The organism is Longimicrobium sp. (genome assembly GCA_036377595.1).
Lineage (GTDB): Bacteria > Gemmatimonadota > Gemmatimonadetes > Longimicrobiales > Longimicrobiaceae > Longimicrobium.
In genome coordinates, this window is sequence record DASUYB010000017.1 from 66021 (window position 1) to 90161 (window position 24141).

General features: G+C 70.1%; 22 protein-coding genes. 10 read left to right on the top strand and 12 right to left on the bottom strand.

Features of this window, described 5'->3' with window-relative positions; translation table 11 throughout:
* Positions 1-54: 54 nt before the first annotated feature.
* Positions 55-2847, top strand: a complete 2793-nt coding sequence (locus VF092_03010) for a M14 metallopeptidase family protein (protein HEX6746259.1) — start codon at positions 55-57, stop codon at positions 2845-2847.
* Between the two features lie 76 nt (positions 2848-2923).
* Here the strand turns inward: VF092_03010 and VF092_03015 are convergent, their stop codons facing one another.
* Positions 2924-3775, bottom strand: coding sequence for a hypothetical protein (locus VF092_03015; GenBank protein ID HEX6746260.1), 852 nt, complete (start codon positions 3773-3775; stop codon positions 2924-2926).
* Positions 3776-3948: 173 nt separating this feature from the next.
* On the opposite strand from VF092_03015, the gene VF092_03020 reads away from it, so the two are divergent.
* Positions 3949-4539: a phosphoglycerate mutase family protein gene (locus tag VF092_03020; protein ID HEX6746261.1), complete on the top strand. Its 591-nt coding sequence runs from the start codon at positions 3949-3951 to the stop codon at positions 4537-4539.
* A gap of 32 nt (positions 4540-4571) precedes the next feature.
* On the opposite strand, the gene VF092_03025 is transcribed toward VF092_03020, so the two are convergent.
* Positions 4572-5006 (bottom strand): DUF5655 domain-containing protein, encoded by a 435-nt coding sequence (locus VF092_03025; GenBank protein HEX6746262.1) that lies wholly within the window; start codon positions 5004-5006, stop codon positions 4572-4574.
* Between the two features lie 105 nt (positions 5007-5111).
* Positions 5112-5402 (bottom strand): hypothetical protein, encoded by a 291-nt coding sequence (locus tag VF092_03030; GenBank protein ID HEX6746263.1) that lies wholly within the window; start codon positions 5400-5402, stop codon positions 5112-5114.
* A gap of 663 nt (positions 5403-6065) precedes the next feature.
* On the opposite strand from VF092_03030, the gene coxB reads away from it, so the two are divergent.
* From coxB to VF092_03055, 5 genes are all read left to right on the top strand, one after another.
* Positions 6066-7151, top strand: coding sequence for a cytochrome c oxidase subunit II (gene coxB, locus VF092_03035; protein HEX6746264.1), 1086 nt, complete (start codon positions 6066-6068; stop codon positions 7149-7151).
* Between the two features lie 109 nt (positions 7152-7260).
* A complete protein-coding gene (gene ctaD / locus VF092_03040; GenBank protein ID HEX6746265.1) occupies positions 7261-9207 on the top strand; it encodes a cytochrome c oxidase subunit I in 1947 nt (648 codons plus the stop codon).
* 125 nt (positions 9208-9332) lie between these two features.
* On the top strand, positions 9333-9956 hold the full coding sequence (locus VF092_03045) for a cytochrome c oxidase subunit 3 (protein ID HEX6746266.1): 624 nt from the start codon (positions 9333-9335) through the stop codon (positions 9954-9956).
* Between the two features lie 9 nt (positions 9957-9965).
* Positions 9966-10382 (top strand): cytochrome C oxidase subunit IV family protein, encoded by a 417-nt coding sequence (locus VF092_03050; GenBank protein HEX6746267.1) that lies wholly within the window; start codon positions 9966-9968, stop codon positions 10380-10382.
* A gap of 116 nt (positions 10383-10498) precedes the next feature.
* Positions 10499-11392 (top strand): cytochrome c oxidase assembly protein, encoded by an 894-nt coding sequence (locus tag VF092_03055; protein ID HEX6746268.1) that lies wholly within the window; start codon positions 10499-10501, stop codon positions 11390-11392.
* 245 nt (positions 11393-11637) lie between these two features.
* Here the strand turns inward: VF092_03055 and VF092_03060 are convergent, their stop codons facing one another.
* The 6 genes from VF092_03060 to VF092_03085 form a co-directional block, all read right to left on the bottom strand.
* Positions 11638-12456 (bottom strand): transporter, encoded by an 819-nt coding sequence (locus VF092_03060; protein HEX6746269.1) that lies wholly within the window; start codon positions 12454-12456, stop codon positions 11638-11640.
* 129 nt (positions 12457-12585) lie between these two features.
* The gene (locus tag VF092_03065) at positions 12586-13152 is read right to left on the bottom strand and encodes an outer membrane beta-barrel protein (GenBank protein HEX6746270.1); all 567 of its coding nucleotides are present in this window, start codon (positions 13150-13152) and stop codon (positions 12586-12588) included.
* A gap of 389 nt (positions 13153-13541) precedes the next feature.
* On the bottom strand, positions 13542-14228 hold the full coding sequence (locus VF092_03070) for a TMEM175 family protein (protein HEX6746271.1): 687 nt from the start codon (positions 14226-14228) through the stop codon (positions 13542-13544).
* Positions 14229-14842: 614 nt separating this feature from the next.
* Positions 14843-15223 (bottom strand): hypothetical protein, encoded by a 381-nt coding sequence (locus VF092_03075; protein ID HEX6746272.1) that lies wholly within the window; start codon positions 15221-15223, stop codon positions 14843-14845.
* Positions 15223-15825, bottom strand: coding sequence for a sigma-70 family RNA polymerase sigma factor (locus VF092_03080; protein ID HEX6746273.1), 603 nt, complete (start codon positions 15823-15825; stop codon positions 15223-15225). The genes VF092_03075 and VF092_03080 overlap by 1 nt, the downstream gene beginning before the upstream one ends.
* Positions 15822-16400, bottom strand: a complete 579-nt coding sequence (locus VF092_03085; GenBank protein ID HEX6746274.1) for a hypothetical protein — start codon at positions 16398-16400, stop codon at positions 15822-15824. Before VF092_03085 ends, VF092_03080 begins: the two co-directional genes overlap by 4 nt.
* A 504-nt stretch (positions 16401-16904) precedes the next feature.
* On the opposite strand from VF092_03085, the gene VF092_03090 reads away from it, so the two are divergent.
* Genes VF092_03090 through VF092_03100 form a run of 3 tightly spaced genes read left to right on the top strand, consistent with a single transcriptional unit; the run spans position 16905 to position 19359 of the window.
* Positions 16905-17459, top strand: coding sequence for a sigma-70 family RNA polymerase sigma factor (locus VF092_03090; protein HEX6746275.1), 555 nt, complete (start codon positions 16905-16907; stop codon positions 17457-17459).
* Positions 17447-18253, top strand: coding sequence for a hypothetical protein (locus VF092_03095; protein ID HEX6746276.1), 807 nt, complete (start codon positions 17447-17449; stop codon positions 18251-18253). Before VF092_03090 ends, VF092_03095 begins: the two co-directional genes overlap by 13 nt.
* A gap of 26 nt (positions 18254-18279) precedes the next feature.
* Positions 18280-19359 (top strand): PDZ domain-containing protein, encoded by a 1080-nt coding sequence (locus VF092_03100; protein ID HEX6746277.1) that lies wholly within the window; start codon positions 18280-18282, stop codon positions 19357-19359.
* A gap of 287 nt (positions 19360-19646) precedes the next feature.
* On the opposite strand, the gene VF092_03105 is transcribed toward VF092_03100, so the two are convergent.
* The 3 genes from VF092_03105 to VF092_03115 all read right to left on the bottom strand — a co-directional run bounded on the left by VF092_03105 (position 19647) and on the right by VF092_03115 (position 23881).
* Positions 19647-20729 carry a hypothetical protein gene (locus VF092_03105; GenBank protein HEX6746278.1) on the bottom strand — a complete coding sequence of 361 codons (1083 nt, stop codon included), beginning with the start codon at positions 20727-20729 and terminating at the stop codon, positions 19647-19649.
* Between the two features lie 336 nt (positions 20730-21065).
* Complete coding sequence (locus tag VF092_03110) at positions 21066-22499, bottom strand: pitrilysin family protein (GenBank protein HEX6746279.1); 1434 nt, start codon at positions 22497-22499, stop codon at positions 21066-21068.
* Positions 22496-23881 (bottom strand): pitrilysin family protein, encoded by a 1386-nt coding sequence (locus tag VF092_03115; protein HEX6746280.1) that lies wholly within the window; start codon positions 23879-23881, stop codon positions 22496-22498. The genes VF092_03110 and VF092_03115 overlap by 4 nt, the downstream gene beginning before the upstream one ends.
* Positions 23882-24141 lie beyond the last annotated feature (260 nt).

Here is a 24141-nt window from a genome sequence, read left to right on the forward strand (position 1 = left end):
GGCCCGTACACAGCGTACGGCGGCCCGCGCGTGACCCATCCCCGAGGAGAGCCGATGCCGAGAGCCTTCCGCGCCGCGGCGGCCGCGGTCGTGCTGGCCGCGTCCGGGCTGCACGCGCAGTCTCGTCTCACCACCCCGCAGGAGCAGTTCGGCCACGAGATCGGCGCCGACTATCAGCTGCCCAACTACACGCAGCTGGTGGCCTACTGGCAGAAGCTGGCGCAGCAGAGCGACCGGATGAAGCTGGTGGACATCGGCCGCACGGCCGAGGGGCGCACGCAGTACATGGCCATCGTCAGCAGCCCCGAGAACCTGCGCAACGTCGAGCACTACCGGCAGATCGCCGAGCGGCTGGCGCACGCGCGCGGGGTGGACTCGCTGCAGGCCCGGCAGCTGGCGCGCGAGGGGAAGGCCATCGTCTGGATCGACGGCGGGCTGCACGCCAGCGAGGTGCTGGGCGCGCAGCAGCTGATGGAGACGCTCTGGCAGCTGGTCTCGCGCAGCGACCCCGAGACGACGCGCATCCTGAACGACTGCATCGTCCTGTTCGTGCACGCGAACCCGGACGGGATGGAGCTGGTCTCCAACTGGTACATGCGCGACCCCGACCCGAACAAGCGCACGCTCAACGGGCTCCCCCGGCTCTACCAGAAGTACATCGGCCACGACAACAACCGGGACTTCTACGCCTCCACGCAGCCGGAGACGGAGAACATGAACCGGGTGATGTACACGCAGTGGTTCCCGCAGATCGTCTACAACCACCACCAGACGGGGCCCACGGGGACGGTGATGTTCGCGCCGCCCTTCCGCGACCCGTTCAACTACGTGTACGACCCCATCATCCCCGTGGAGATCGACCTGGTGGGCGCGGCCATGCACTCGCGCTTCGAGGCCGAAGGGAAGCCGGGGGTGACCATGCGGAAGGGGTCGAGCTACTCGACCTGGTGGAACGGCGGGCTGCGGACCACGGCCTACTTCCACAACATGGTCGGCCTGCTGACGGAGACCATCGGCAACCCCACGCCGATGGACATCCCCTTCGTGGTGAACCAGCAGCTGCCGCGGGCGGATCTCCCGTACCCCATCGAGCCGCAGCGCTGGCACTTCCGGCAGTCCATCGACTACTCGGTGACGGCGAACTACGCGGTGATGGACGTGGCCAGCCGCTACCGCGAGACCTTCCTGTACCGCATCTGGCGGATGGGGGCCAACTCCATCGCCCGCGGCAGCCGCGACAACTGGACGACCTATCCCAGCCGGCTGGACCAGGTGGCCGACTCGCTGCGCGCGCGCCGGGGGACGGCGGGGCCCAACGCGGTGATGGTGCCCGGCGGCCAGTTCCAGGGCGCGCCGAACCCCGAGGAGTCGCGCCGCCTGCTGGCCCTCCTGCACCGCCCCGAGTGGCGCGACGCGCGCGGCTACGTGATCCCCGCCGACCAGCCCGACTTCGCCACGGCGACCAAGTTCGTCAACACGCTGCTGGAGAACGGGATCGAGGTGATGCGCGCTACCTCCTCGTTCACCGTCGCGGGGAAGACGTACCCGGCCGGATCGCTGGTGGTGAAGACGGACCAGCCCTTCCGCCCGCACGTGCTGGACATGTTCGAGCCGCAGGACCACCCGAACGACTTCCTCTATCCCGGCGGCCCGCCGATCCCGCCGTACGACGTGGCGGGGTGGACGCTGGCGTACCAGATGGGGGTGAAGTTCGACCGGGTGATGGAGGGCTTCACCGGCCCGTTCGAGCGGGTGACGGCGTGGAACCTTCCGAACCCCCCGGGGCGCGTCTTCAACCCGCGCTGGACGCCGGCGGGATACGCGTTCTCGCCGCGGCAGCTCGAGTCGTTCGAGGCGGTGAACCGCCTGTTGGCGATGGGCGCCGAGGTGCGACGCGTGGAGACGGGCGGAGCGGGCGACGGCCCCCGCGCGGGCGACTTCTACGTGGCGGCCAACGCCCGGGCGAGGCACGACAGCATCGACGCGCTGGCGCGCGAGCTGGGGGTGGACTTCCAGGCGGTGCAGCGCGCGCCGTCGGGGTCGAGGCCGCTGCACCGGCTGCGCATCGGCCTGTGGGACCGCTACGGCGGGTCGATGCCCAGCGGGTGGACGCGCTGGATCTTCGAGCAGTTCCGCTTCCCCTACCAGGTGGTGTACGCGCCCGAGCTCGACGCGGGGAACCTGAACGCGAAGTACGACGTGCTGGTGTTCGTGGACGGCGGCATCCCCGCGGCCGACCGGCAGGGCGGCGGCGGCGGCGGGTTCGGGGGGATGCCCGACCCGGCGAGCGTCCCCGCCGAGTACCGGAACCAGCTCGGCAACGTCACCGTCGCCCGGACGGTGCCGCAGCTGAAGGCGTTCCTGGAGAACGGGGGGACGATCGTCACCGTCGGCGGGTCGACGGCGCTGGCGCGGCACCTGGGGCTGCCGGTGACCGACGCGCTGGTGGAGCGCGCGGCCGACGGCACCGAGCGGCACCTGCCGAACGAGAAGTTCTACATCCCCGGCTCCATCCTGCGCGTGGCGGTGGACCCGTCGCAGCCCGCCGCGTGGGGGATGGAAGACCACGTGGACGTGATGTTCGACGAGAGCCCGGTGATGCGCCTGGGCCCCGACGCGGCCGCGAGGGGCGTGCGCCGCATCGCCTGGTTCGACAGCGAGCGGCCGCTGCGCAGCGGGTGGGCGTGGGGGCAGCAGTACCTGAACAACGGCGTGGCCGCCGCCGAGGCGGACGTGGGCCGCGGCAAGCTGTTCCTCTTCGGCCCGGAGATCACCTTCCGCGCCCAGCCGTACGGCACGTTCCGGTTCCTGTTCAACTCCCTCTACTCCGCCGCCGAAACGCGCTGAGCGGCGGAGGGTGATGGAGACGGGGCCCGCGGCGATCCTGCCGCGGGCCCCGCGTCTTGATGCGTCGACGGAGGGGCTACACGCCGCCAGCGACGATCGCGGACTTCGTGGTGCCGGCGACGTCCAGCCATCCGGCCTGCGCCTGCAGCTCGCGGTAGACCTCGCTCGCGCCCCTCACCGTCTCCAGCGGGAAGTCGCCGTCCTTCGCTTCGAACTCGAACGAGAACTCGGCCACCATCGGGTAGTGCTTCTGCGTGTCCTCGTCGATGACGTACCAGAAGGTGTGGCTCATCTCCAGCCGCGGCCCGCTGCCGAAGCGGAAGCCGCCCACGTGCCGAACCACCTCCGTCACCACCAAGTCGTCCACGCGTACCAGCTCCGTCTCGCCGAGGATCTTCAGGTCCTGCAGCGCGGGGAAGAGCGCGGCAGCCTCGCCGACGGTCTTCGGCAGCATCTCCTCCTTCTGGTCCTTGAGCGTGTTCGAACGTGAGTACTGGCTGGTGAACGGCGGGACGATGTCTTCCTCGAACTTCTGATCCCCATCCTGTGTAGCCGACGCGTCCTTCGAGGCGGCGAGGAGCCGGTCGGGAGAGCGGAACTTCACGGTGAGATCCAGCTTGTCTTTCTTCTTCTGGCGTACGCGCAGGATCCAGCCCTGGTTGCGGAAGCCGTTGTCGCGCGTGTCGAGGAACGATGTGGACCGCCGCTTCTCGTCGAAATCGGCATCGTCCAGCTTGTCAGGAGGCTCAGGTTTCCCCGACGCCTTCTCATTCTCGACCTCCTGCTGCGAGAGTCGCGTCCCGCCAGCGCGTTCGATGACACGAGCAACCAGTCCCATCCACTCCTTGCTCGCGTCGTCGCGGTTGTGGAAGCGCGTGGTGCTGAGCAGGAGCTTGTACTCGCGCGAGTTGATCTCTGATGTGGGCATCGTGGCAGCGGGGGGGATGAAGGTGGAGGAGCGGGACGTCTCGATGTGAGCCGCCCTTGAAGATTCGTTGGCCGGGAGAGATGTTTTTCCTGCGCGAGTCTCGCGGCGTGCCGCCGTGGATTCGGTCGCACGTCCGCAATTCCCCATCTCGCAACAAGATGACGGAGAAGATGTTGAGAAGCCTTCGGCCGGTCCTCGCCGCGATGATTGCGGCCACGCTGGTGAGCACCGGCGCCGATGCGCAGGGCAGCACCGCGCCGCAGCAGACCACGGTCATCCTCGTCCGCCACGGCGAGAAGGACACCTCCAACCCGCTGGACCCCGATCCCGCCCTGAGCCCGGCCGGCCAGCAGCGCGCGCGGGACCTGTACCAGCTGCTGAAGGGCCGCCACGTCGACGCGATCATCACCACGCAGCTCGGCCGCACGCGGCTGACCGCGGCCCCGCTCGCCGACTCGCAGCACATCACCGCCGAAGTGGTGCCGGCGACCCGCGACGCGCAGGCCAACGCCGCGGACGTAGCCCAGTCGATCCGCACGCGCCACGCGGGCCAGACCGTGCTCGTCGTCGGCCACAGCAACACCGTCACGAAGATCATCGCCGCGCTGGGCGGCCCCGCGCTGGCCGACATCTGCGACTCGGCGCACGGCAACCTGTTCACGCTGGTGCTGCCCGCGAACGGCACGCCGCGGCTGGAGCGCGCCCATTACGGCGCCGCCGACCCGCCCGACGACGCGTGCGCGGACGGCCTCCGCAAGCCGTGAGACGGAGCGCCGCGGCCCTCGGGCCGCGGCGCTCAGTCCAGGTGCCTCTGCTCGCCCACGGCGTAGGACTCGCGCAGCCAGGCGGCCACCTCGGCGTCGATCTCGTCGGCGTGGCGGATGCGGAAGTGGTGCACGTGGTTGCGCGGCGAGATGGACTCGACGCGGGTGAATCGCGGATGCTCCAGCCGCCGCGCCAGCACCACGTGCGCGTCCAGCCGGTCCGCGCGCACGGTCACCGCGGCGAAGATCATCCGCACCTGGAAGCCGATGCGCGTCCGGGCGGGCGCAAGGATCACCGGCCCGCACGCCGCCACTGCCTCGGCGAAGCGCCGGTAGAGCTCCACCACGTGCTGACCCTTCCCCGCCAGGTGCTGCTCGACGGAGGCGACCACGCACGAATGCGTCTGGTTGACGTTCGCGAACGGCCGCCCGCACGTCGGGCATCGCCACAACTCGCGATCATGCATCGCTTCCACCCCGTCTGGCGCCGACAGCGGTCCTTCACCCTCCGTTTCCGGGATTGGCGGGCACCGGGGTGGCACCCGCCGTGAACAGCATCCGCCAGCCGAGCGTCAGGGGCAGATGTAAGCGCCGCAGCGTGTTGCGTTGATAGAGCAGTCGCAGCCGGTTGCGTCGCAGCTGTAGCCCGTCGGGTCCGTGCAGTTCGCGCACGTGTCGTCGTCGCACGTGTAGGCGCAGGTGTTGGGGCACGTGTCGGCGCAGGTGGGGCAGCCCGGGCACGTGCAGTTGGTGTAGCAGGTGCACTGCTCGCCGAAGACGGTGCCCTTCCGCTTCTCCGCCACCGTCGTCTGGAACGAGTCGACGGCCAGTTGCTCTAGGTTCAGCGTGAGCTTGCTGCGCATGGGCCCTCCGGGGCGCGGGGATGGATGCCGGTCGTCGCGCCCTCGCGAGACCGACGCGAACGGCCGCGCCCTCTGCGAGGCGCGGCCCCTGTTTTCACATGGCCAAAGTAATGCCCGTCGGAGAGCAACACGTCCTGGTCTGTTCAGGCGTGTTAAGGCACAAACAGGACGTAAAATAACCGGAGCGTTTCACGGGCATCATCCCGATCACAGTGAGGGCACCGGTGCGCACCGCGACCGGCACCGGATGACGATCCGGGGGAAACACATGACGCAATTTAAAGGCCGAAAGAGATAGCCAGACGAAGTGGCCAGTGACGAGAGTGGGATGCTCGGACGACCCGACCACCGATTCGCCAACAACTCAGCACTCAGGCACACTCAGCACTTCCCGTCAGGCATCCCCCCACACCACCGTACGGACGTTCCCCACAGACGGTGGGACGCCGCCCCGCGTACATTCCCGCGCGCACGCGGCGCCTGTAGCAGATGCGGCCCTGCGCTTGCGTCCCCGCGCGTGCAGGTCTGGCGTGCCGGTGGCGGGAATGGTAGAATGCCCGGCTTCCGACGACCCGTCCCGCGCCGCCATCCGTTTTCCGGACCCGGCGTGGGGGCGGGCCGGACGCGTGCGCCGCAGACGAACGCCGAAAACGATCACCGCCGATGAAGTCACGAGCGACCCTCGCCGGACCGCCCCGGGACGCCGCCGCCGCCCTCGCGCGCCTGGCGCGCGGCGCCAGCATGGCCGCCGTCCCGCTGCTGCTGGCCGGGTGCGGCGAGGACCACGTCCGCAAGTATCCGCAGACGGTCTTCCACCCCACCACCGAGTACGCCCGCATCACCGACAGGCTGTTCATGCTGTCGCTGTACCTGGGCGTGGCCGTGGGCATCGCGGTGCTGGCGGTGCTGGTGTACTTCCTGTGGAAGTTCCGCTACCAGCCCGGCGCGCCCGAGCCCAGGCAGATCCACGGCAACACGCGCCTCGAGGTGGCGTGGACGCTGATCCCGGCCATCATCCTGGCCGTGATCGCCATCCCCACCGTGAAGGCCATCTTCGAAACGCAGCCCGACCCCTCCACGCTGCCCCCGAATACCGTCACCATCGAGGTGATCGGCAAGCAGTGGTGGTGGGAGTTCCGCTATCCGCAGCCCAACGGCGACACCGTGGTCACCGCCAACGAGATCCACGTTCCCGTGGACCGCACGGTGCACCTGGTGCTGAAGAGCGACAACGTGCTGCACTCGTTCTGGGTGCCGCAGATGGGGGGCAAGCGCGACCTGATCCCCAACCGCATCAACCACCTGGTGTTCAAGCCCGAGGAAGCCGGCGTGTACTTCGGGCAGTGCGCCGAGTTCTGCGGCTCCAGCCACTCGCTGATGCGCATGCGGATGGTGGCCCACAGCGGCAACGGCTACGAGCAGTGGCTGGCCAACGAGGCGCGCCCGGCGGTGGAGCCGGTGGCCAGCGACTCGGCGGTGCAGCTGGGCAAGCAGCTGGTGACCACCGGCGCCTGCGCCGGGTGCCACTACATCGAGGGCACGGCCATGAACGCGCACGTGGGGCCGGCGCTGACCCACTTCGGGCGCCGCCGCACGCTGGCCGGGGGGATCGTGGAGAACGACGCCGAGAACCTGCGGCGCTGGCTGGCCGACCCGCCCGCGGTGAAGCCGGGCTCCAAGATGCCCAACCTGAACCTGACGGACCAGCAGATCACCTACATCTCCGCCTACCTGCAGTCGCTGCAGTAGGCGCGGGACAGCACGCAGGACGCGCGGCGGGGGAGCGAGCCCGCCGCGCGCACGACCCGATCCGGCGCGCCCAGGCCCCGAGCGGCGCGCCCGAACCGATGGAGCAGGAATGGCTTCGACAGCAACGGTTGCCGCACCCCACGCCCCGGCCGTGGCCCACTACGAGCCCACGGGGCTCTGGAGCTGGATCACGACCGTGGACCACAAGCGGATCGGGATCCTGTACGGGGTCACCGCGTTCCTCTGGTTCCTGGTGGCGGGCGTCGAGGCGCTGATGATCCGCGTGCAGCTCTTCGTGCCCAACAACCACTTCGTGACGGCCGAGACCTACAACTCGCTGTTCACGATGCACGCGCTGACCATGATCTTCGGCGCGCTGATGCCGCTGACGGCGGCGTTCTTCAACTTCATCGTGCCGCTGCAGATCGGCGCGCGCGACGTGGCCTTCCCGCGGCTGAACGCGCTCTCGTACTGGCTGTTCCTGTTCGGCTCGCTCTTCCTGAACTTCGGCTGGGTCCTGAAGGCCGCGCCCGACTCGGGGTGGTTCGCGTACGCGCCCATCACCACGCTGCCGTACTCGCCGGGCATGCACATGGACTTCTACGTCCTGGGGCTGCAGGTGCTCGGCCTGTCGTCGATCATCGCCAGCTTGAACTTCATCATCACCATCATCAACCTGCGCGCGCCGGGGATGCGGCTGATGCGCATGCCGATCTTCACCTGGATGACGCTGATCACCTCGGTGCTGATCGTGACGGCCATGGCGGTGTTCACCATCGCCGTGACCGAGCTGATGTTCGACCGGCTGTTCGGCACCAACTTCTACAACACGGTGAGCGCCGGGGCCGACCCGCTCCTCTGGCAGCACCTGTTCTGGATGTTCGGCCACCCCGAGGTGTACATCCTCATCATCCCCATCATGGGGATGATCTCCGAGGTGCTCCCCACCTTCAGCCGCAAGCCGCTGTTCGGCTACAACGTGATGGTGTTCAGCGGCGTGCTGATCGGCTGGCTGGGGTGGGGCGTGTGGAGCCACCACATGTTCGCCACGGGGATGGGGCCCATCGCCGACAGCTTCTTCTCGCTGTCGACCATGCTCATCGCCATCCCCACGGGGATCAAGATCTTCAACTGGCTGGGCACGCTGTACGGCGGCAGCATCCGCTTCACCACCGCGATGCTCTTCGCCGTGGCGTTCATCGCCATGTTCACCATCGGCGGGATCAGCGGGGTGATGCACGCCTCCGCGCCCAGCGACCTGCAGCAGAGCGACACCTACTTCATCGTGGCCCACATACACTACGTGTTCTTCGGGGGCACGGTGCTGGGGCTGTGGGCGGCGCTGTACTACTGGTATCCCAAGGTCTTCGGGCGGCTGCTGGACGAGAAGCTGGGGCAGTTCCACTTCTGGTCGACCTTCGTGGGGATGAACCTGACCTTCTTCCCCATGCACTTCGTGGGGATGTTCGGGATGCCGCGCCGCACCTGGACCTACGGGCCGGAGCAGGGCTTCACCGCCTACAACCAGGCGGAGACGGTGGGCGCGTTCATCATCGCGCTGGGGACCCTGGTCTTCGCCATCAACCTGTTCACCGCCTGGAAGCGCGGGCGCATCGCGGGGCCGAACCCGTGGGGCGCGGCCACGCTGGAGTGGAGCATCCCCAGCCCGCCGCCGGCCTACAACTTCCGCGAGATCCCGGTGGTGCACAGCCGCATGCCGCTGTGGGAGGACGACCCCACCAAGGAGGCGGGGATCCCGCACGGGCGCGTGGAGGAGGAGACGGAGCAGGTGACCATCGCCGGCACGCAGGTGGCGGCGGTGCGCGACGTGCACGACGAGAACAAGATGAGCGCGCACGACCTGGGCATTCACCTGCCGCCGCCGTCGTTCTGGCCCATCGTGCTGGCGGCGGGGATCAGCGCCATCTTCATCGGCCTGATCTTCCGGCAGGTGCCCGCGACGTCGGCCTGGCACAACGCCTGGTACCTGATGTTTGCCGGCATCGCGACCACGGTGGTGTCGATCTACGCCTGGGCGTTCGAGCCGGGGCACTGAACGGATAGGGGACAGGGAACAGGGAACAGGGGACGGCACGAAACGGCGTCCCCGCCCCGCTCCGGCTCGCTGTCCCCTGGAACCTGTACCCTGTACCCTCTGCGGTCATGGATTCTTCGCACGCGATGAGCGCGCACGCGGCCAGCCCGGCGCACATCGACACCAGCACCGGGCTGGACAGCCGCAAGATGGCGTTCTGGACCTTCATCGGCTCCGAGTGCCTGCTGTTCGGCTCGCTGATCGCCACCTACATGGCGTACAAGGGGCGCAGCATCAACCCGCCCTATCCGCACGACGTGGTGATCAACGGGAAGGCCTTCCACGGCATCCTGAACATCCCCCTGACCTCGTTCAGCACCTTCATCCTGCTGATGAGCTCGGTGGCCATGGTGTTCGCGCTGTGGAACGTGCAGCGCGGCAACAAGCCGTGGGACGCCTTCTGGCTGTTCATGACGGCGCTGGGCGGCTCGATCTTCCTGGGGTGCCAGGTGTTCGAGTTCACCCACTTCTACCACGAGGGGCTGACGCTGAGGAGCAACCTCTTCGGCAGTACCTTCTACGTGCTGACCGGCTTCCACGGCGCGCACGTGACGGTGGGGATCATCTACCTGATTACGCTGGGGGTGATGGCGCTGCGCGGCCGCATCGGCCCCGAGCGCACGCTGAACGTGGAGATCGCGGGCCTGTACTGGCACTTCGTGGACGTGATCTGGATCGTGATCTTCCCCCTGGTCTACCTCATCCGTTAGGCGGGCGTGATGACGAGCGAAACGCGCGAGATCGTGCACGACCAGCACGCGCACCCCGGGTGGCGCTTCTACGGGGTGATCGGGGTCATCCTCCTGGTGTTCACCGCGCTGGAGATCGTGGGCTACATCGGCGAGACCAAGGGGTGGTACTCGGGCGGCGCGGCGGCGGCCATCATCCTGGTGCTGAGCGCGGCCAAGTTCTTCAGCGTGGTCGCGTACTACATGCACCTGAAGTTCGACAACAAGCTCTTCACCGGGATCTTCGTGTTCCCCGCGGTGCTGGGCTGCCTGGTCATCGGCGGGATGATCCTGCTCTTCCACGTGGTGCACGGCGAGGCCACGCAGCTCCACGGCGAGATGGAGCTGCGCCCGCAGATGGACGCGGCCGCCACCCAGACCCCGGTGGGCGCCCCGGCGGCGCACTGACGGCGGGGGAGAGGGTACAGGGGACGGGGGACAGCCTGCCGGGGTGATGGCGGGCTGTCCCTTCTCCCGTATCTGCCGGGACGAGTTTCGAGGGACCTTCGAGGAGCATGCAGTCGATGAACGCGGTATCCACCCTGGCCCTGCTGCACGCGCAGTCGTTCGACTGGCGGGTGTGGAAGCTGTACCCGAGCTTCATGGTGGGGTGGCTCCTCTTCGCCGCCCTCTACTTCCTCTGCATCGGCCCGCTGCGCCATCGCTTCCCGGGGTCGAAGCCGGCCACGCCGCGGCAGGTGGCCAGCTTCTCGTTCGCCCTGGCGGCGATGCTGCTGTCGCTGCAGGGGCCGCTGCACGAGATCTCCGACTACTACCTGTTCAGCGCGCACATGGTGCAGCACCTGGTGCTGATCCTGCTGATGCCGCCGTTCCTGCTGGCCGGGATCCCCGACTGGCTGCTGCGGCCCGCGCTGAAGCCCCGCCCGGTGCTCGCCGTGGCCCGCGCGCTCACGCTGCCGCTGATCGCGTTCTCGCTGAACAACGTGATCTTCCTGGCTTGGCACTTTCCCGGGCCGTACGACCTGATGATGCGGCACCACGCCGTCCACATCACCATGCACCTGATGATCATGGTGACGGGGGTGATCATGTGGTGGCCGGTGATGAGCCCGCTGCCGGAGCTGCCGCGGATCGCGCCGCCGCTGCAGATGGTCTACCTCTTCCTGGTCGGCATCCCGATGATGATCTCGGCGGCGCTGATCACCTTCTCGGGCACGCCGCTCTACCAGTGGTACGTGCAGGCGCCGCGCATCTTCGGCATCAACCCGCTCGACGACCAGCGGCTGGGCGGGGTGATCATGTGGGTGCCGGGGGGACTGGTGCTGTGGATCGCCATCACCGCCGTCTACTTTCGCTGGACGCAGCGCGAGGTGGTGGAAGACGAGAAGGACGTGAAGATCCGCCCGCCCGTGAACCGCGCCGGGATGATCGTCCCCCCGCCGTACCCGAACCCTTAGCGTTGTCGGGCGATGCAGGGGATGGGACGATGCGAGTGAACTCGCGGCTACAACCACACGCAGTCCGCCTTCGCGGACTTCGATTCAGCGTCTTCGCGAGGTCGGCCGTCAGAGGAGTATCACCACAAGGACGTCATCCTGAGGGAGCCTAAGCGACCGAAGGATCCATACTTGCGGCTGCACGACAGCATGCGGAACGCCCCCGCGCCTCGATCGGCGCGGGGGCGTTCTGCATCCTTCCGAGGCTATCGGCCGGTGCGCGCGAACGGGTGCTCGAGGCTGAGATAGAGGAAGATCGCGCGCTCGCCGCGGCTGGGGCCCACGCCGAAGGGGACGGCCACGCCGGGGACGATCTGCAGCCCGCCCGGCAGGTTCCACCCGAACCGCACGCCGGGCGAGATGGTGGCGCTGTTCCCCGATTCCGTCGCGTCCGGTCCGACGACGGACTGGTCGCGCGACCAGACGCCCTCGACGAAGAGGTTGAACATCGGCCGCACCAGCCACACGGCGCTCTGCGCGAGGTAGACGGAGGTCGTCGCCGCCTCGTTGCCGATCGTGTCCCTCGCCTTCGGCGTCCACGTGACGCCCGCGTTGGAGTGCGCGACGAGACGATCCTTCACCAGCACCACGCTCACCGGCACCGCGCCCTGGAAGCCCACGCCGCCGCTGCCGAATCCCCGCTCCTCGTCGCCCGTGGGGAGGATCACGCTCAGGCGCGGCGAGACGGCGAGCGCCGCATCTCCATCCCCCACCAGCTGGTAGCGGTAGTTGACGAAGATGTCGCCGATCCCCGTCTCGCCCGCGGCGTGCGCGAGGGGGAGGGTGTAGCTGAGCTGGTGCGCCTGACCCCAGAGCGGCCACTCCTGGGTGAGCGTGTACGACCAGTCGCCGCCGCGGTCGCGCACGAAGTTGCTGATGTGCTGCACCACGCCGCGCTCCTGGTTGTACGCCTCCTCCACGAGGAAGCTGTTGTCCTGGATCGGCGTGGTGGTGGTATCGGTCTGCGCGCGCAACGGCGCGGCGGCCGCGAGCGCGGCGGCGACGGCAAGATTTCGAATGTGCAACGGAGTTGGGTGTCGAGGGTGGGACTCGAACCACGAATCCACGCCAGTCTAGCGCGAGTCACGCGAACGCGCGAGCCCGCCTCCGCGCGGGGCGGAGGCGGGCTCGTGGAGATGCGGTGGGGTCCGCGATCAGAACAGCGTCACGCCGAGCATGAACTGGTTGCGCTCCAGGTCCGGGCTCTGGCTCTTCGACGCCGAGTCGCTCACGTGCCGGTACTGGCCGTCGACGCCGATCAGCTTGGTGAGCTGCATGCGCAGCCCCAGCTGGAAGCCGAGCTGGGTGCGGCTGTCCTCGACCTTCGGCGACGCCTCGCCGGAGGTGACATCCTCGATGGTGTAGCGGCCGATCCCCGCGTGCACGCCCGCATAGGGGCGGATGGGGAGGACGGGGATCTTCGCGAAGTAGTTGGCCTCGGCCAGCACCGAGAAGCTGGTGGTCTCGGTGTTCACGTCGGTGGCCTTTCCCTCGGTGTAGGCGCTGAGGCCCACGCCGATGCCGATGGGCAGCACGTATTCCGCGCCGATGCTGAACCCGTCGGGCGACGGAACGTCGCTGAAGCCGGAGTCCTGGCTGTCGCGCACGTTGGTCTCGTTGAACACGTAGTGCCCTTTCAGCGCGAACCCCGACTGCGCGTGCAGCGTCGGCGCCGCGGCGAAGGCCGCCAGCGCGGCCAGTGCGAACGTCGTCTTCCTCATCCTGCGTCTGCTCCCATCCATGGTGATGCGGATCGGTGATCGATCCGCCGCCCCGGCGGCCCTCCGCCGTTGCACGTGCCGTCTACCCGCTTGATGTGCAACAAGATCCGCATCGGGCAGCAGGTCCGCGAGGGGACGGATGGCTGAAGCCGCGGCTGGAACATTGGAAAGCCTCGCAGAGGTGATCACCGCGTCCGCGGCGCCGATCAGGACGCCGATCGCCAGCCCGGGCAGCCACGGCGGGGCGTTGCTCACCTGCAGCGCTCCCACTGCCATACCAGTCACCGCCCCGATGGCGAAGCGGTTCAGGAACGCCGATCAGTGCTGCGCGCTTGTCCGGGTTTCTCCTCGTCTTCGGCTACTGCTTCTGGATCAACCTGGCGCAACCGCTACTCTTTCGATTTCTCCTCCTCGCTCGGCTCCTCTCCGGGCTTGTAGCGCGGCTTGGGCTGCGGCAGCAGGAAGAAGGCGACGCACAGTAGCGCGATGGCCACTCCGACGCGCGGCGCCGCGACCGCGACCGGAACTGCGGCGATCTGGATCAGCGTCGCAATGCCGTAGCGGCGCGTCATCTGCTGGAGGAAATCGGGTGCGAGCCGTTCGTCCATCACCCGGCGGCCCGCCATCCCGTAGAACCACTTGCCCATCCAGGTGCAGGCGGTCAGGGCGAGGCCGGCAACCAGGGTCACCGACGCGACGGGCTCGAAGCGCGTGCCGAGGTGGAAGCACCAGACGCGGACGGGATAGGGGATGACGACGATGGCCAGCAGGAACAGGAGGTTGATCGCGCTGAACCAGTGATCGCTCTTGGCGTAGATGCGGCCCGAATAATGGTGCTGCAGCCAGTAGGCGCCGATCACGACATAGCAGACTACCAACGCGAGATGTTCGCGCCACTGCTCGGCCATGGCCCTCGCCAGATCGCTGTAGCCGTGCGGGCCGTCGGGAGATCCGGGGACCTTGGTCTCGACGATCAACAGGGTCAGCGCGATTGCGAAAACCGCGTCGCTGAACCCCTCGAAACGATTGAGTCCGCGCTCGGCACCATGGGTCCGCGCGTGGGTGCGTTGAGCCATCGCTCCTCCTCGCCGGTGACGCCGGGACGCAGCTTCTTACCCTCTCCGCTCCATCGGGGGCGTTTGGGGGGCCGAAGGACAACGCAAAGGGAGTGCCCCCGGTGGGTAGGGCAATGGTGCTCCGCAGATGGAGGTGAGCGGCGCAACCCCTTCCGCGACGCGGATCGTACGGCGGCCCGTGGCCATCTCCAGCGCAGGACGATGCTCCCGATTACGATTCCGCTCCGACTCGACCTGGCCAGTCCCGCGTTCAAGGCCAATCCGCACCCCGCCTGCGCGAGGCTGCGCGACGAGACGCCGGTGTTCCGCTCGCGGATCGGGTCGCCGGCGGCCGGCGTGGCTGGTGGCACGTGCACGACGTTGCGCTGCTGGAAAGCGACACCCCGAGGCACGCAATCCGCGCCCGGTTCGGCGCCGCCTGCGCGAGGCTTCAACTGCGTCCTTGGGCCGGGCTGAGCGGAGCACAGCCTGCGCAGCAGGCTTCCCAATGTTCCAGCCGCGGGTTTACCCGCCCGTCGAAACCCCGCCGCGATATGAAAGACACCTGTCACGCGAAAGCCCCCGCGGATCCGCATCGGATCCGTGGGGGCTTGTCTGTCGTCCGGCGATCCGGGTTACGAGCCGATCGCCGCGTTCAGCATCTCCTCGCCGCCGGACTGGCCGGAGACGAGCTCGCCCAGGTCGGGGACGGACTCGTCCAGGATCTGCTCCACCTGCTGGCGGTCGGCGGCCGAGACCTCGCGCGGGTGCGTGGGGCCGGAGCCGACGGTCAGCGCCAGCGCGGCGCCGGCGATCCCCGCGGCGGCGGCCAGCGGCGCCAGCGCGCGGAAGCGTCCGCCGAGCGTGCGGCGCCGCTCGTGGCGCAGGCGGGCGAGCGGAAGCTCGGCCTGCGCCATCACCGCGCCGCGCAGGCGGTCGAAGTCCACCTCGGGCACCTCGCCGTACGCGCCGCGCAGGGCGCCGGCCAGCCCGGGATCGCGATCGAAGTTTTCCATTATGCACTCCTTTCGTACGGCGCCAGCGCCTTCTTCAGCGTCTTGCGCGCCTCGTGCAGGTGCCACCGGACGGTCCCGTCGCTGATCTCCAGGATCTCCGCGATCTCGGGCCCGCCGAAGCCCTCCAGCTCGAACAATTCTACGATGATCCGCTGGCGCTCGGGAAGCGCCCCCATCGCCGACCGCAGCCGGTCGCGCAGTTCGCCGCGCTCGGCCTCGCGCTCGGGCGTGGGCCCGTGCGCGGGGGTGGCATCGGGGATCTGGTCCACGCTGCGCAGCGAGCGCGCCTTGCGGGCGTTCAGCCCGCGGTTCACGAGGATGCGGAAGAACCAGGGCGCGAACGGCCGCCCGGCCTCGAACGTCCCGATCCGCTGCAGGACGGCCATGAACGCCTCCTGCACCAGGTCCTCGGCGTCCTCCTTTTGCCCCATCACCCGGTACGCCACCGCGAAGGCGCGGCGCATGTACCGGGTGACCAGCGTCTCGAACGCGGCCGCGTCGCCGGCGCGGACGCGCTCCACCAGCGCCGGCTCGTCGTCGGGCGTGGCGGGGACGGCGCGGAGCGGGGGCTCCACGCGCAGGGGCGCGCCGGCAGCGCTCACGGCCGTCCCGCGCGCACCCTGCCGCGCCGCCCCATCCCGGGCCGTCCCGGCGCGCCCCGCCCCGGGCGCCCCGGACCCATGCGCCCGCCGCGGGCGCGGACCAGCTCGCGGGCGCGCGCCTTCTGCTGCGGCGTGAGCACCGTCCCCGCCTCGCGCATGGCGCCGGCGATGTTGCCACGGATGCGCTGCACCAGCGGCCGCAACTCGGGCGGCACCGGCGGGCGGCCCTGCGCGCGGATGCGGGCCAGCTCGGCCTGCCGCTGCTCGGGCGTCATGCGCAGCAGCTCGGCGCGGCGCTCCTCGCGGTACGCCTGCCACTGGCGGAACAGCTCCTCGCGCAGCGGGCGGTTGGTCTCGTTCAGCCGCACGGCGATCTGCTGCAGCCGGGCCATCTGCGCGTCGGTCAGGTTCAGCTCGCGGCGCACCTCCATCAGCGTCTCGAGCGGGCGCTGCTCGTGCTCCTCCAGCAGCTCCGCGCCGGGCTGCAGCTGCGCCGCGCCGCCCGTTTGCGCCGCCACGGGCGAGATCGCCAGCAGCAGCGCAAGGACGGCAGGCAGAAGCGGGTGGATCTTCATATCACTGCTCGGGATATCCAGTCTCGACCTCAATCCGCGCGGCGGGGGAATCGTCCCCGTGCGCGGCGTCGCTGCGAGTTATACCACCGAACCACGCAAAACGTTGGGAGATGCGGAGAAGACGCTTCCGCGATGTTATATTCATCTCCCTCGACTTCATGGATCGTGAGCCGGCGGGTGAGACGTCGGCGCGGCTGATGGAATTTCGGGCCGGTCCGCCATCCCCCGTCAGCCGTCTGCGGTTCGCCATTGTCCGCGATCGTCCGCCATTGTTGGCCATCGTCCGCAATCTCCGGCGGGTTGAAACCCGCCGCTGGAACTTCAAGAAGTCCGCCTTCGCGGACTGTGCGGGAGGGATGATCGGCCGAGCGTCATCCTCTCAGCACTCAGCACTCAGCAGTTAGGACTTAGGACTTTAGGACTTAGGACTTCCGTACTCCCTTCCGAGGCAACCCTCTACGACCGCACGGCATCCATCTCTCCGGACACCGCGCGCGGAGCCGCATGGAGGACAACGAGCTCGTTCAACTCGCCAGCCAGGGGGACGGCGGCGCCATCCGGACACTGTACCAGCGACACGCGCGCCGCGTGTACGCCGTGGTGCGGCGCCTGGCCGGCGACGACGCCCTGGCCGAGGACTGGGCGCAGGAGGCGTGGGTGCGCGTGATCCGCGCGCTCCCCGGCTTCCGCGGCGACAGCCAGTTCTCCACCTGGCTGCACCGGGTGGCGGTGAACAGCGCGCTGCACGGCCGCCGCGGCCGCGAGCGCAAGGCGGGGCGCGAGACGGCCATCGACGACTCGTTCGCCACGCGCGGCGCCGCCGGCGATCCGCTCCTGCGCATGAAGCTGGAGCGGGCGATGGAACGCCTTCCCGAGGGGATGCGCCGCGTGCTGGTGCTGCACGACGTGGAAGGCTACACCCACGAGGAGATCGGCGAGATGCTGGGGATCAACCCCGGCACCTGCAAGAGCCAGCTGTTCAAGGCGCGGGCGAAGATGCGCGCGATGCTGAGCCCGGCGCCCGCACGGATGGAGGAGGCGGAAGCATGCAACACCTGACCCTGGAAGCGCTGGCCCGGCTGGTGGACGAGGCGCCGCTGGCCGACGAGGCGGCGCACCTCTCCAGCTGCCTGGTCTGCCGGCGCGAGCTGGGCGAGATGCGCGCGCAGACGGCGGCGCTCGGCGCGCTCGAAGACCCCGAGGCGCCTGCCGGGGCGTGGCCCGCGCTGGAGGCCGCGCTTCGCGCCGAGGGGCTGATCGTCGACGTCCCGCGCATCGCCGTCGCGCGGATCCCGCTCTGGCGGCGGACGTCGTTCCTCCGTGCCGCGGCGGCGGTGGCCATCTTCGTGGCCGGCGGGGCGATCGGGATGATGCTGCGCGCGTCCGGCGCCGGGCCGCGCGTGGCGTCGAACGAGCCGGCGCTGGGGCCGCCGATGGTGGCGCGTCCCCCCGCCGTCTCCGCGGTCCCCGTCGCGAACGGCGTGGACGGGCCGCTGGTGGTGGAGCCCGTCGACCCGTCGCCCAACGGCGCGCGGATGGCGTCGTCCACCGGCGGCGCGCCGGCGGTCAGACGCCCGGCCGATCCCGCGGTGCGGCGCGCCCGCGCGGAGCTGGAGGAGGCGGAGGAGGCGTGGGTGGCCGCGCTGCAGCGCTACGCCGCCATCGCCGACCCGTCGTCGGGCGCCGACCCGGGAACGCGGATGGCGGCGCTCGAGCGGATGATCGCCACCACGGGGGCGGCGCTGGAGCGCGCGCCCGGCGACCCGGTGATCAACGGCTACCACATGGCCGCCCTGCGCGAGCGCGAGGCGCTGCGGCGCGACCTGGCGGCGGCCGACAAGGACTGGTTCTGACCCGCATACACACAGGAGCTGCACACGTGAAGATTCGTACCTGGCTGGCGGCGGCTGCGCTGGCCGTGATCCTTCCCGCCGCCGCCCGCGCGCAGGACCGCGGCACCGGCTACATGGGGATCGTGTTCTCGCACGACGACGACGACGCGCAGGTGGCGCGGGTGGAGCGGGTGATCGCCGGCTCGCCCGCCGATCGTGCCGGGATCCGCGCCGGCGACGTGGTGGTGCGGCTGAACGGCCGCGCCGCGACGGAGGACGCGGTGGAGGACCTGCGCGAGCACCTGGACCGCGGCGACACCGTGCGCCTGCGCGTGCGCCGCTCGGGCCGCGAGGAGGAGCGCATGCTGGTGGCCGCGCAGCGCCCCAGCCGCGTGGTGTACGGCGGCCCCGGCGGCGGCGAGTTCCCCGGCGGGGTGATCGTGATGCCGCCGGGCGACGAGCGCATCGTCATCCACATGGACACGCTGGCCGACCACATGGACTCGCTGCTGTCGCGGATGGACTCGCTGCGCGTGCACATCGGCCGCCGCCACGGCGACAGCATCGTGATCCGCATGGACACGGTGATGCGGATGTGGCGCGACAGCGTGGTGCGCGCGTGGCCCCGCGTCAGCCGCGATCTCGGCCGGCAGTGGGAGCAGCTGCAGGGCGACTTCGGGATGCTCCCCTACATGTTCGAGTTCGGCCCGCGCTCCATCGCCGGCGCCGAGTTCGCGGAGATGAACCCGGGGCTGGCCCGCTACTTCCGCACGAGCGAAGGGCTGCTGGTGCTCCAGGTCGGTCCGCAGACGCCGGCCGCGCGCGGCGGGCTGCAGGCGGGCGACGTGGTGGTCGAGGCGAACGGCCGCCGGGTGGCGGAGGTGGGCGACCTGCGCGAGGCGTTCGCGCGCGCGGGCCGCGGGCAGGAGGTGCGGCTGTCGGTGGTCCGCGACGGCGCGCGGCGGCAGCTGTCCGTGCGCTGGGACCCCGCCGAGGTGCGCACCTGGCGCGTGCGGACCGAGCAGGACCGCCTGCGCTCGCGCCAGGAACGGACGCGCACGGAGCAGGAGCGCGTGCGGGCGCGGCAGGAGCGCGAGCGCGCCGCGCAGGACCGGGCGCGCCCCTGAGCGGATCGCCCAACCACGACGACGAAGGGGAGGCCGCGCGGGCCTCCCCTTCGTCGTTCCCGCCGGCTGCGTGTCGATCAGGGCGCCTTCTTCATGCTGTCGACCTTGATCAGCGTGTCCTGCGGGTTGCCCCCGGTGCCCGTGCTGTCGGTCATCCCGCCGGTGGAATCCATCGGCATGGCGGCGGGCGGCGGGGCGGCGCCATCATCGCCGTGTCCGTGACCGCGGGCGCGACGGGTGGTGGTGTCGGTTCTCTTGGTGACGAGGATCTCCCCGGTTTCTGGGGATCAGGAGCCGTTTGGCGGGACGAACGTACGGCGCCGGCCGAAGAAGGCGGCGAGCTGGAGGATGACGATGCCGAGGAGGAGCATCAGGGGGATCAACAGCGCCAGGAAGAACCAGGAGCCGTACCGCATCGCGCGGAGCGCGTACTCGCCGGGGAGCGGTCCCGCGCGCCACTCCACGACCGCCGGGACGCCGAAGTAGGAGATGCACGCGGCGATCGTCCATAGCAGCACCATCCCCAGTGTGGCGGGAAGCGCCCACGCGCTGCTCTTCCCCCGCCGCCCCAGCGCCTGGCCCAGCCGCCACGACGCCCACGCGCAGATCCCCAGCGCCGCCAGGACGAGCGCCATCCAGACCCCGTACCAGAACCCCGTCGCCGGCTCCGGCTTCTGCACCGCCAGCGCGAGCGCGTCCGCCGGGACGCCGCGGAAGGTGCCGGTGAGCGCGCCGTCGTCGCGGCGGAGCGGCAGGCTGCTCTTCGCCGTCCAGCCGCGCGGGTAGTCGACGCGCACGTCGAGCGTGCCGAAGCCCGCCCAGTCGCGCGCGGGCGCCAGCACGTAGCCCAGCTGCCAGATCGGCGTCAGGTCGTTCCGGGAATATGCGCTCGCCTCCGCCGGGTAGCGGACGCGGATCTCGTGTCGCCCCGCGGGGAGGGTGACGCGGAATGCCAGCGCGCCCCGGCTCCGCGGCTCGTACGGGAGCGTGGCCGCGGAGTCGCTCGCCGGGTCGGGCGTGCTGGCCGGCGGCTGCCAGCTCGCGGGGAGCGGCCCCGCGGCGCCGGGCTGCGATGGGACGGATTTCCCGTCCACCGCCACCGCCGACGTGCCGGCCGCGAGCCCGTTCGCGACGAAGAGGAGGTCGAGCGTGCGCGCGGGGCCGTCGTTGCGCACGAGGTACACGGCCTCGATCGTCGCCGGCTTTCCCCTGGCGAGCGGGCGCACGTCGATGTGCAGCGTCTCGCGCTCGATGAACACGTCGCGCAGCCCGCCGGCCGGCTCGCCCAGCTGCGACCCGTGCTTCACCGTCCGCGGCTCCGGCGGCGCGGCCATGTTCCCCCGTGCCGTCCCCATCGGCAGCGCGAGCAACGTGGTGGAGATGGCGATCGGGAGGAGGCGTGCGGACGGCGGGCGATGGACGAGCGCTTCATCGGGCGAGATGGATCTTCGGGTATGGGGATAAGGGTCGGAGGAGGTGGCATCGCTGCGCACTGAGTGGCCGCGAGCGAAGCGAGCTCCCGTCCCTCCCCCAGTCGGTTTTGGGGGAGGGACAGGCGCGAAGCGCCAGGGAGAGGGCGCGCGGCCGGCGGCGCGCATCGAGCTCCGCCGACTCACGCAGCGGTCCATCGGTTCATCCCCCAGAACAAACGGCGCGGGGGAAGATGCTCCCCCGCGCCGCGTGCGGTCAACCGAGATGGGGTGCGGTCAGCGCACCTTGTTGCCGTTCGCGTCCCACACCTCGACGGTGCCCAGGTTGAGCGCGCGGATGGGCGCCTCGACCTTGGACAGGTCGCCCGCCACGACCACGGTGATGGCGTTCGGCGTCAGCGTCCCCTGCCCGACGCGCGAAACGTCCGCCGGGGTGACCGCCGCCAGCCGCTCGCGGTAGCTGCTCCAGAAGTTCAGCGGCAGCCCGTACAGCAGCGCCGTCTCGAAGCGCTGCGACAGCCCCTGCACCGTCTGGATGGAGTTGGGGAACGAGCCCACCACGTTGGCCAGCGACGACGACAGCTCGTCGGCCGGCACCGGCTCGGCGGCGATGCGGCGGTACTCCCTCACCAGCTCGGCCACGGCGCTGTCGGTGGCGTTGGTGCGCACCGACGCGTTGACGTTGAAGGTGCCGGTGCCCTGCAGCGGGCTGAAGCTGCTGAACGAGCCGTACGTCCACGCGTGCCGCTCGCGCAGGTTCATGTTCGCCCGCGCCTTGAAGCCGCCGCCCAGCACCTGCGACAGCCCGGTGAAGGCGAAGTACGCCGGGTCGCCGTAGCCGATGGCGGTCTGCCCCACGTACACGCCCGACTGCACCGAGCCCGGGCGGTCCAGCAGGATCACCCGCGTGCCCGTCACCGCCTGCGCGGGGTTGGCGATGGCGGGAAGCGAAACCGCCGGGCCGCTCCACGCGCCCAGCGCCTGCGTGGCCATCTGCCGCGCCTCGTCCATCGTCAGGTCGCCCACCAGCAGGAGGAGGGCGTTCGACGGCGAGTACATGCGGCGGTGCCAGTCCTGTACGTCCTGCAGGGTGATGCGCTCCAGCGTGGTGCGCGTGCCGCCGGGGAGGCGCGAGTAGGGCGCCTGCGGCTGGTAGAGCGCGCGCGTGAACGCCTCGTAGCTCAGCCCCTCGACCGTGGACTGCAACTGCGCGTAATTGGCGATGGACTGCGTGCGCACGCGGGTGAACTCGCTCTCCGGGAAGGTGGGCGAGGTGACCGTGCGCGCCGCCAGAGCCAGCGCCTCGGCGAACACCGGCTTGAGCGCCGTCACGTTGGCGAAGGCGCTGGCGTATCCCGCGCCGGTCTGGAACTGCGCGCCGAGGCGCTCCATCCGCGCGGCGATCTCGCTGGCGGTGATCCCCTGCGCGCCCTCGCGCAGCAGCGAGGCGGTGAGCTGGGCCAGGCCGTTCTTGTCGGCCGGCTCGTACAGGGCGCCGGACTTGACGATGATGCGGCCGTTGACGATGGGGAGCGCGGCCTGGCGCACCACCACCACGCGCAGCCCGTTGGGAAGGGTGAGTTCCTGCGGCGCGGGCACCTGGAAGGGGCGCAGCGGTCCCGGCGGCGGCGGGGTGGTGCCGTGCTGCGCCGCGGCCGGCGCGGCGGCGAGGAGGGCCGCCGCGAGCGAGAAGGTCTGGAGGCGGTTCATCGGTCGCCGGGGGTGCGGGGTTGGGCGCCCGCCGGGGCGCGGTTGGGCACGTACACCAGGATCACGCGGTTGCTCTGCACCATCCGCTCGCGCGCCAGCGCCTGCACGTCGGCCAGCGTCACGCGGTCGATGGCGGCCACGCGCGTGTTCACGTAGTTGGGGTCGCGGAAGTAGGTCCACCCCTCGGCCAGCAGGTCGGCGCGGCCGCCGAAGCCGCCGGTGGTCTGCAGCCCGTTGATGAACGCGAAGCGCAGCTGCGCCTTGGCGCGGTCCAGGCTCTCCTGGGTGAGCCCCGCCATTACGTTCCCCACCTCGCGCAGGACGGCGGCCTCGAGGCTGTCGGCGCTGGCGCCGGGCTTGCCGGTGGCGCGCACGATCAGCATGTCGGCGCCCTCCAGCAGGCCGGTGTTGAAGGTACCCACGCCGGTGGCCACGCCCTGGCGCCGCACCAGCGACTCGTACAGCGTCGACGAGCGCCCCGACAGCATCGAGCCCAGCACCTCCACCGCCTCGGCCCTGGGGTCGCGCTGCGAGGGGACGCGGTAGCCCACGAACACGGCGGGCACCGGCGCGTTGGCGTCCTGGACCACCTCGCGCTGCTCGCGGCCGATCACCGGCGGCAGCCGCGTCTCGCGCAGCGCCGGCGGCGGCGCCTGCCGCGGGATGTCGCCGAAGTGCTTGCGGACCAGCGCCTTGGCCTGGTTCACGTCGATGTCGCCGGCCACCACCAGCACGGCGTTGTTGGGCGCGTAATAGGTGCGGAAGAAGGAGCGCACGTCGTCGGGCGAGGCGGCCGAAAGGTCCTCCATGCTCCCGATCACCGAGTGGTGGTACGGGTGGGCCTCGGGATAGACGTAGCCCAGCATCTTCTCCAGCCAGGTGCCGTACGGCTGGTTGTCGTAGCTCTGCCGGCGCTCGTTCTTCACCACGTCGCGCTGGTTGTCGAGCTTCTCGGGGGTCAGCACCTCGGCCAGCGTCCCCATCCGGTCGGCTTCGAGCCAGAGGGCCAGCTCCAGCTGGTTCGACGGGAGCTGCTCGAAGTAGTTGGTGCGGTCCCAGTTGGTGGTGCCGTTGATGTCGTTGCCGGCCCGCGCGCCCGCGCCCTCGAGCAGCGCGAAGTGCTGGCCGTCGGGCACGTTGCGCGAGCCCTTGAACATCATGTGCTCGAACAGGTGCGCGAAGCCGGTGCGGCCCGGCGCCTCGTTCTTCGACCCCACGTTGTACCAGAGGTCCACCGCCGCCACCGGCGCGGAGTGGTCCACGTGGTAGATGACCTTCAGGCCGTTGGGAAGCGTTTCCTCCGTGTAGCTGATCTGCGGCGACTGGGCCGCGAGCGCGGCGGGGAGGAGCGCCGCCAGCGCGAGCGCCGGAACCGGTCTCATCATGGATGTTCCTGTGGATGGCGGGGGTGCCCTGCGGCGCCGCGGATGCGCCGCGGTACGCACGATACGTACGCTTTGCGCCGAAAGCAACGGTGGGAAACAGATGTCCTACGGCGACGGGACGAAATGGGATCTGGATTCGTTGATAGGCTACTCCCATCGGAGATCAGAAGGACATACACTCGCCAAATGTCATCCTGAGAGAGGCGCCGCGCCGAACCCTCGTCCGCACCGGCATTGGGCGCCGACCGAAGGATCTG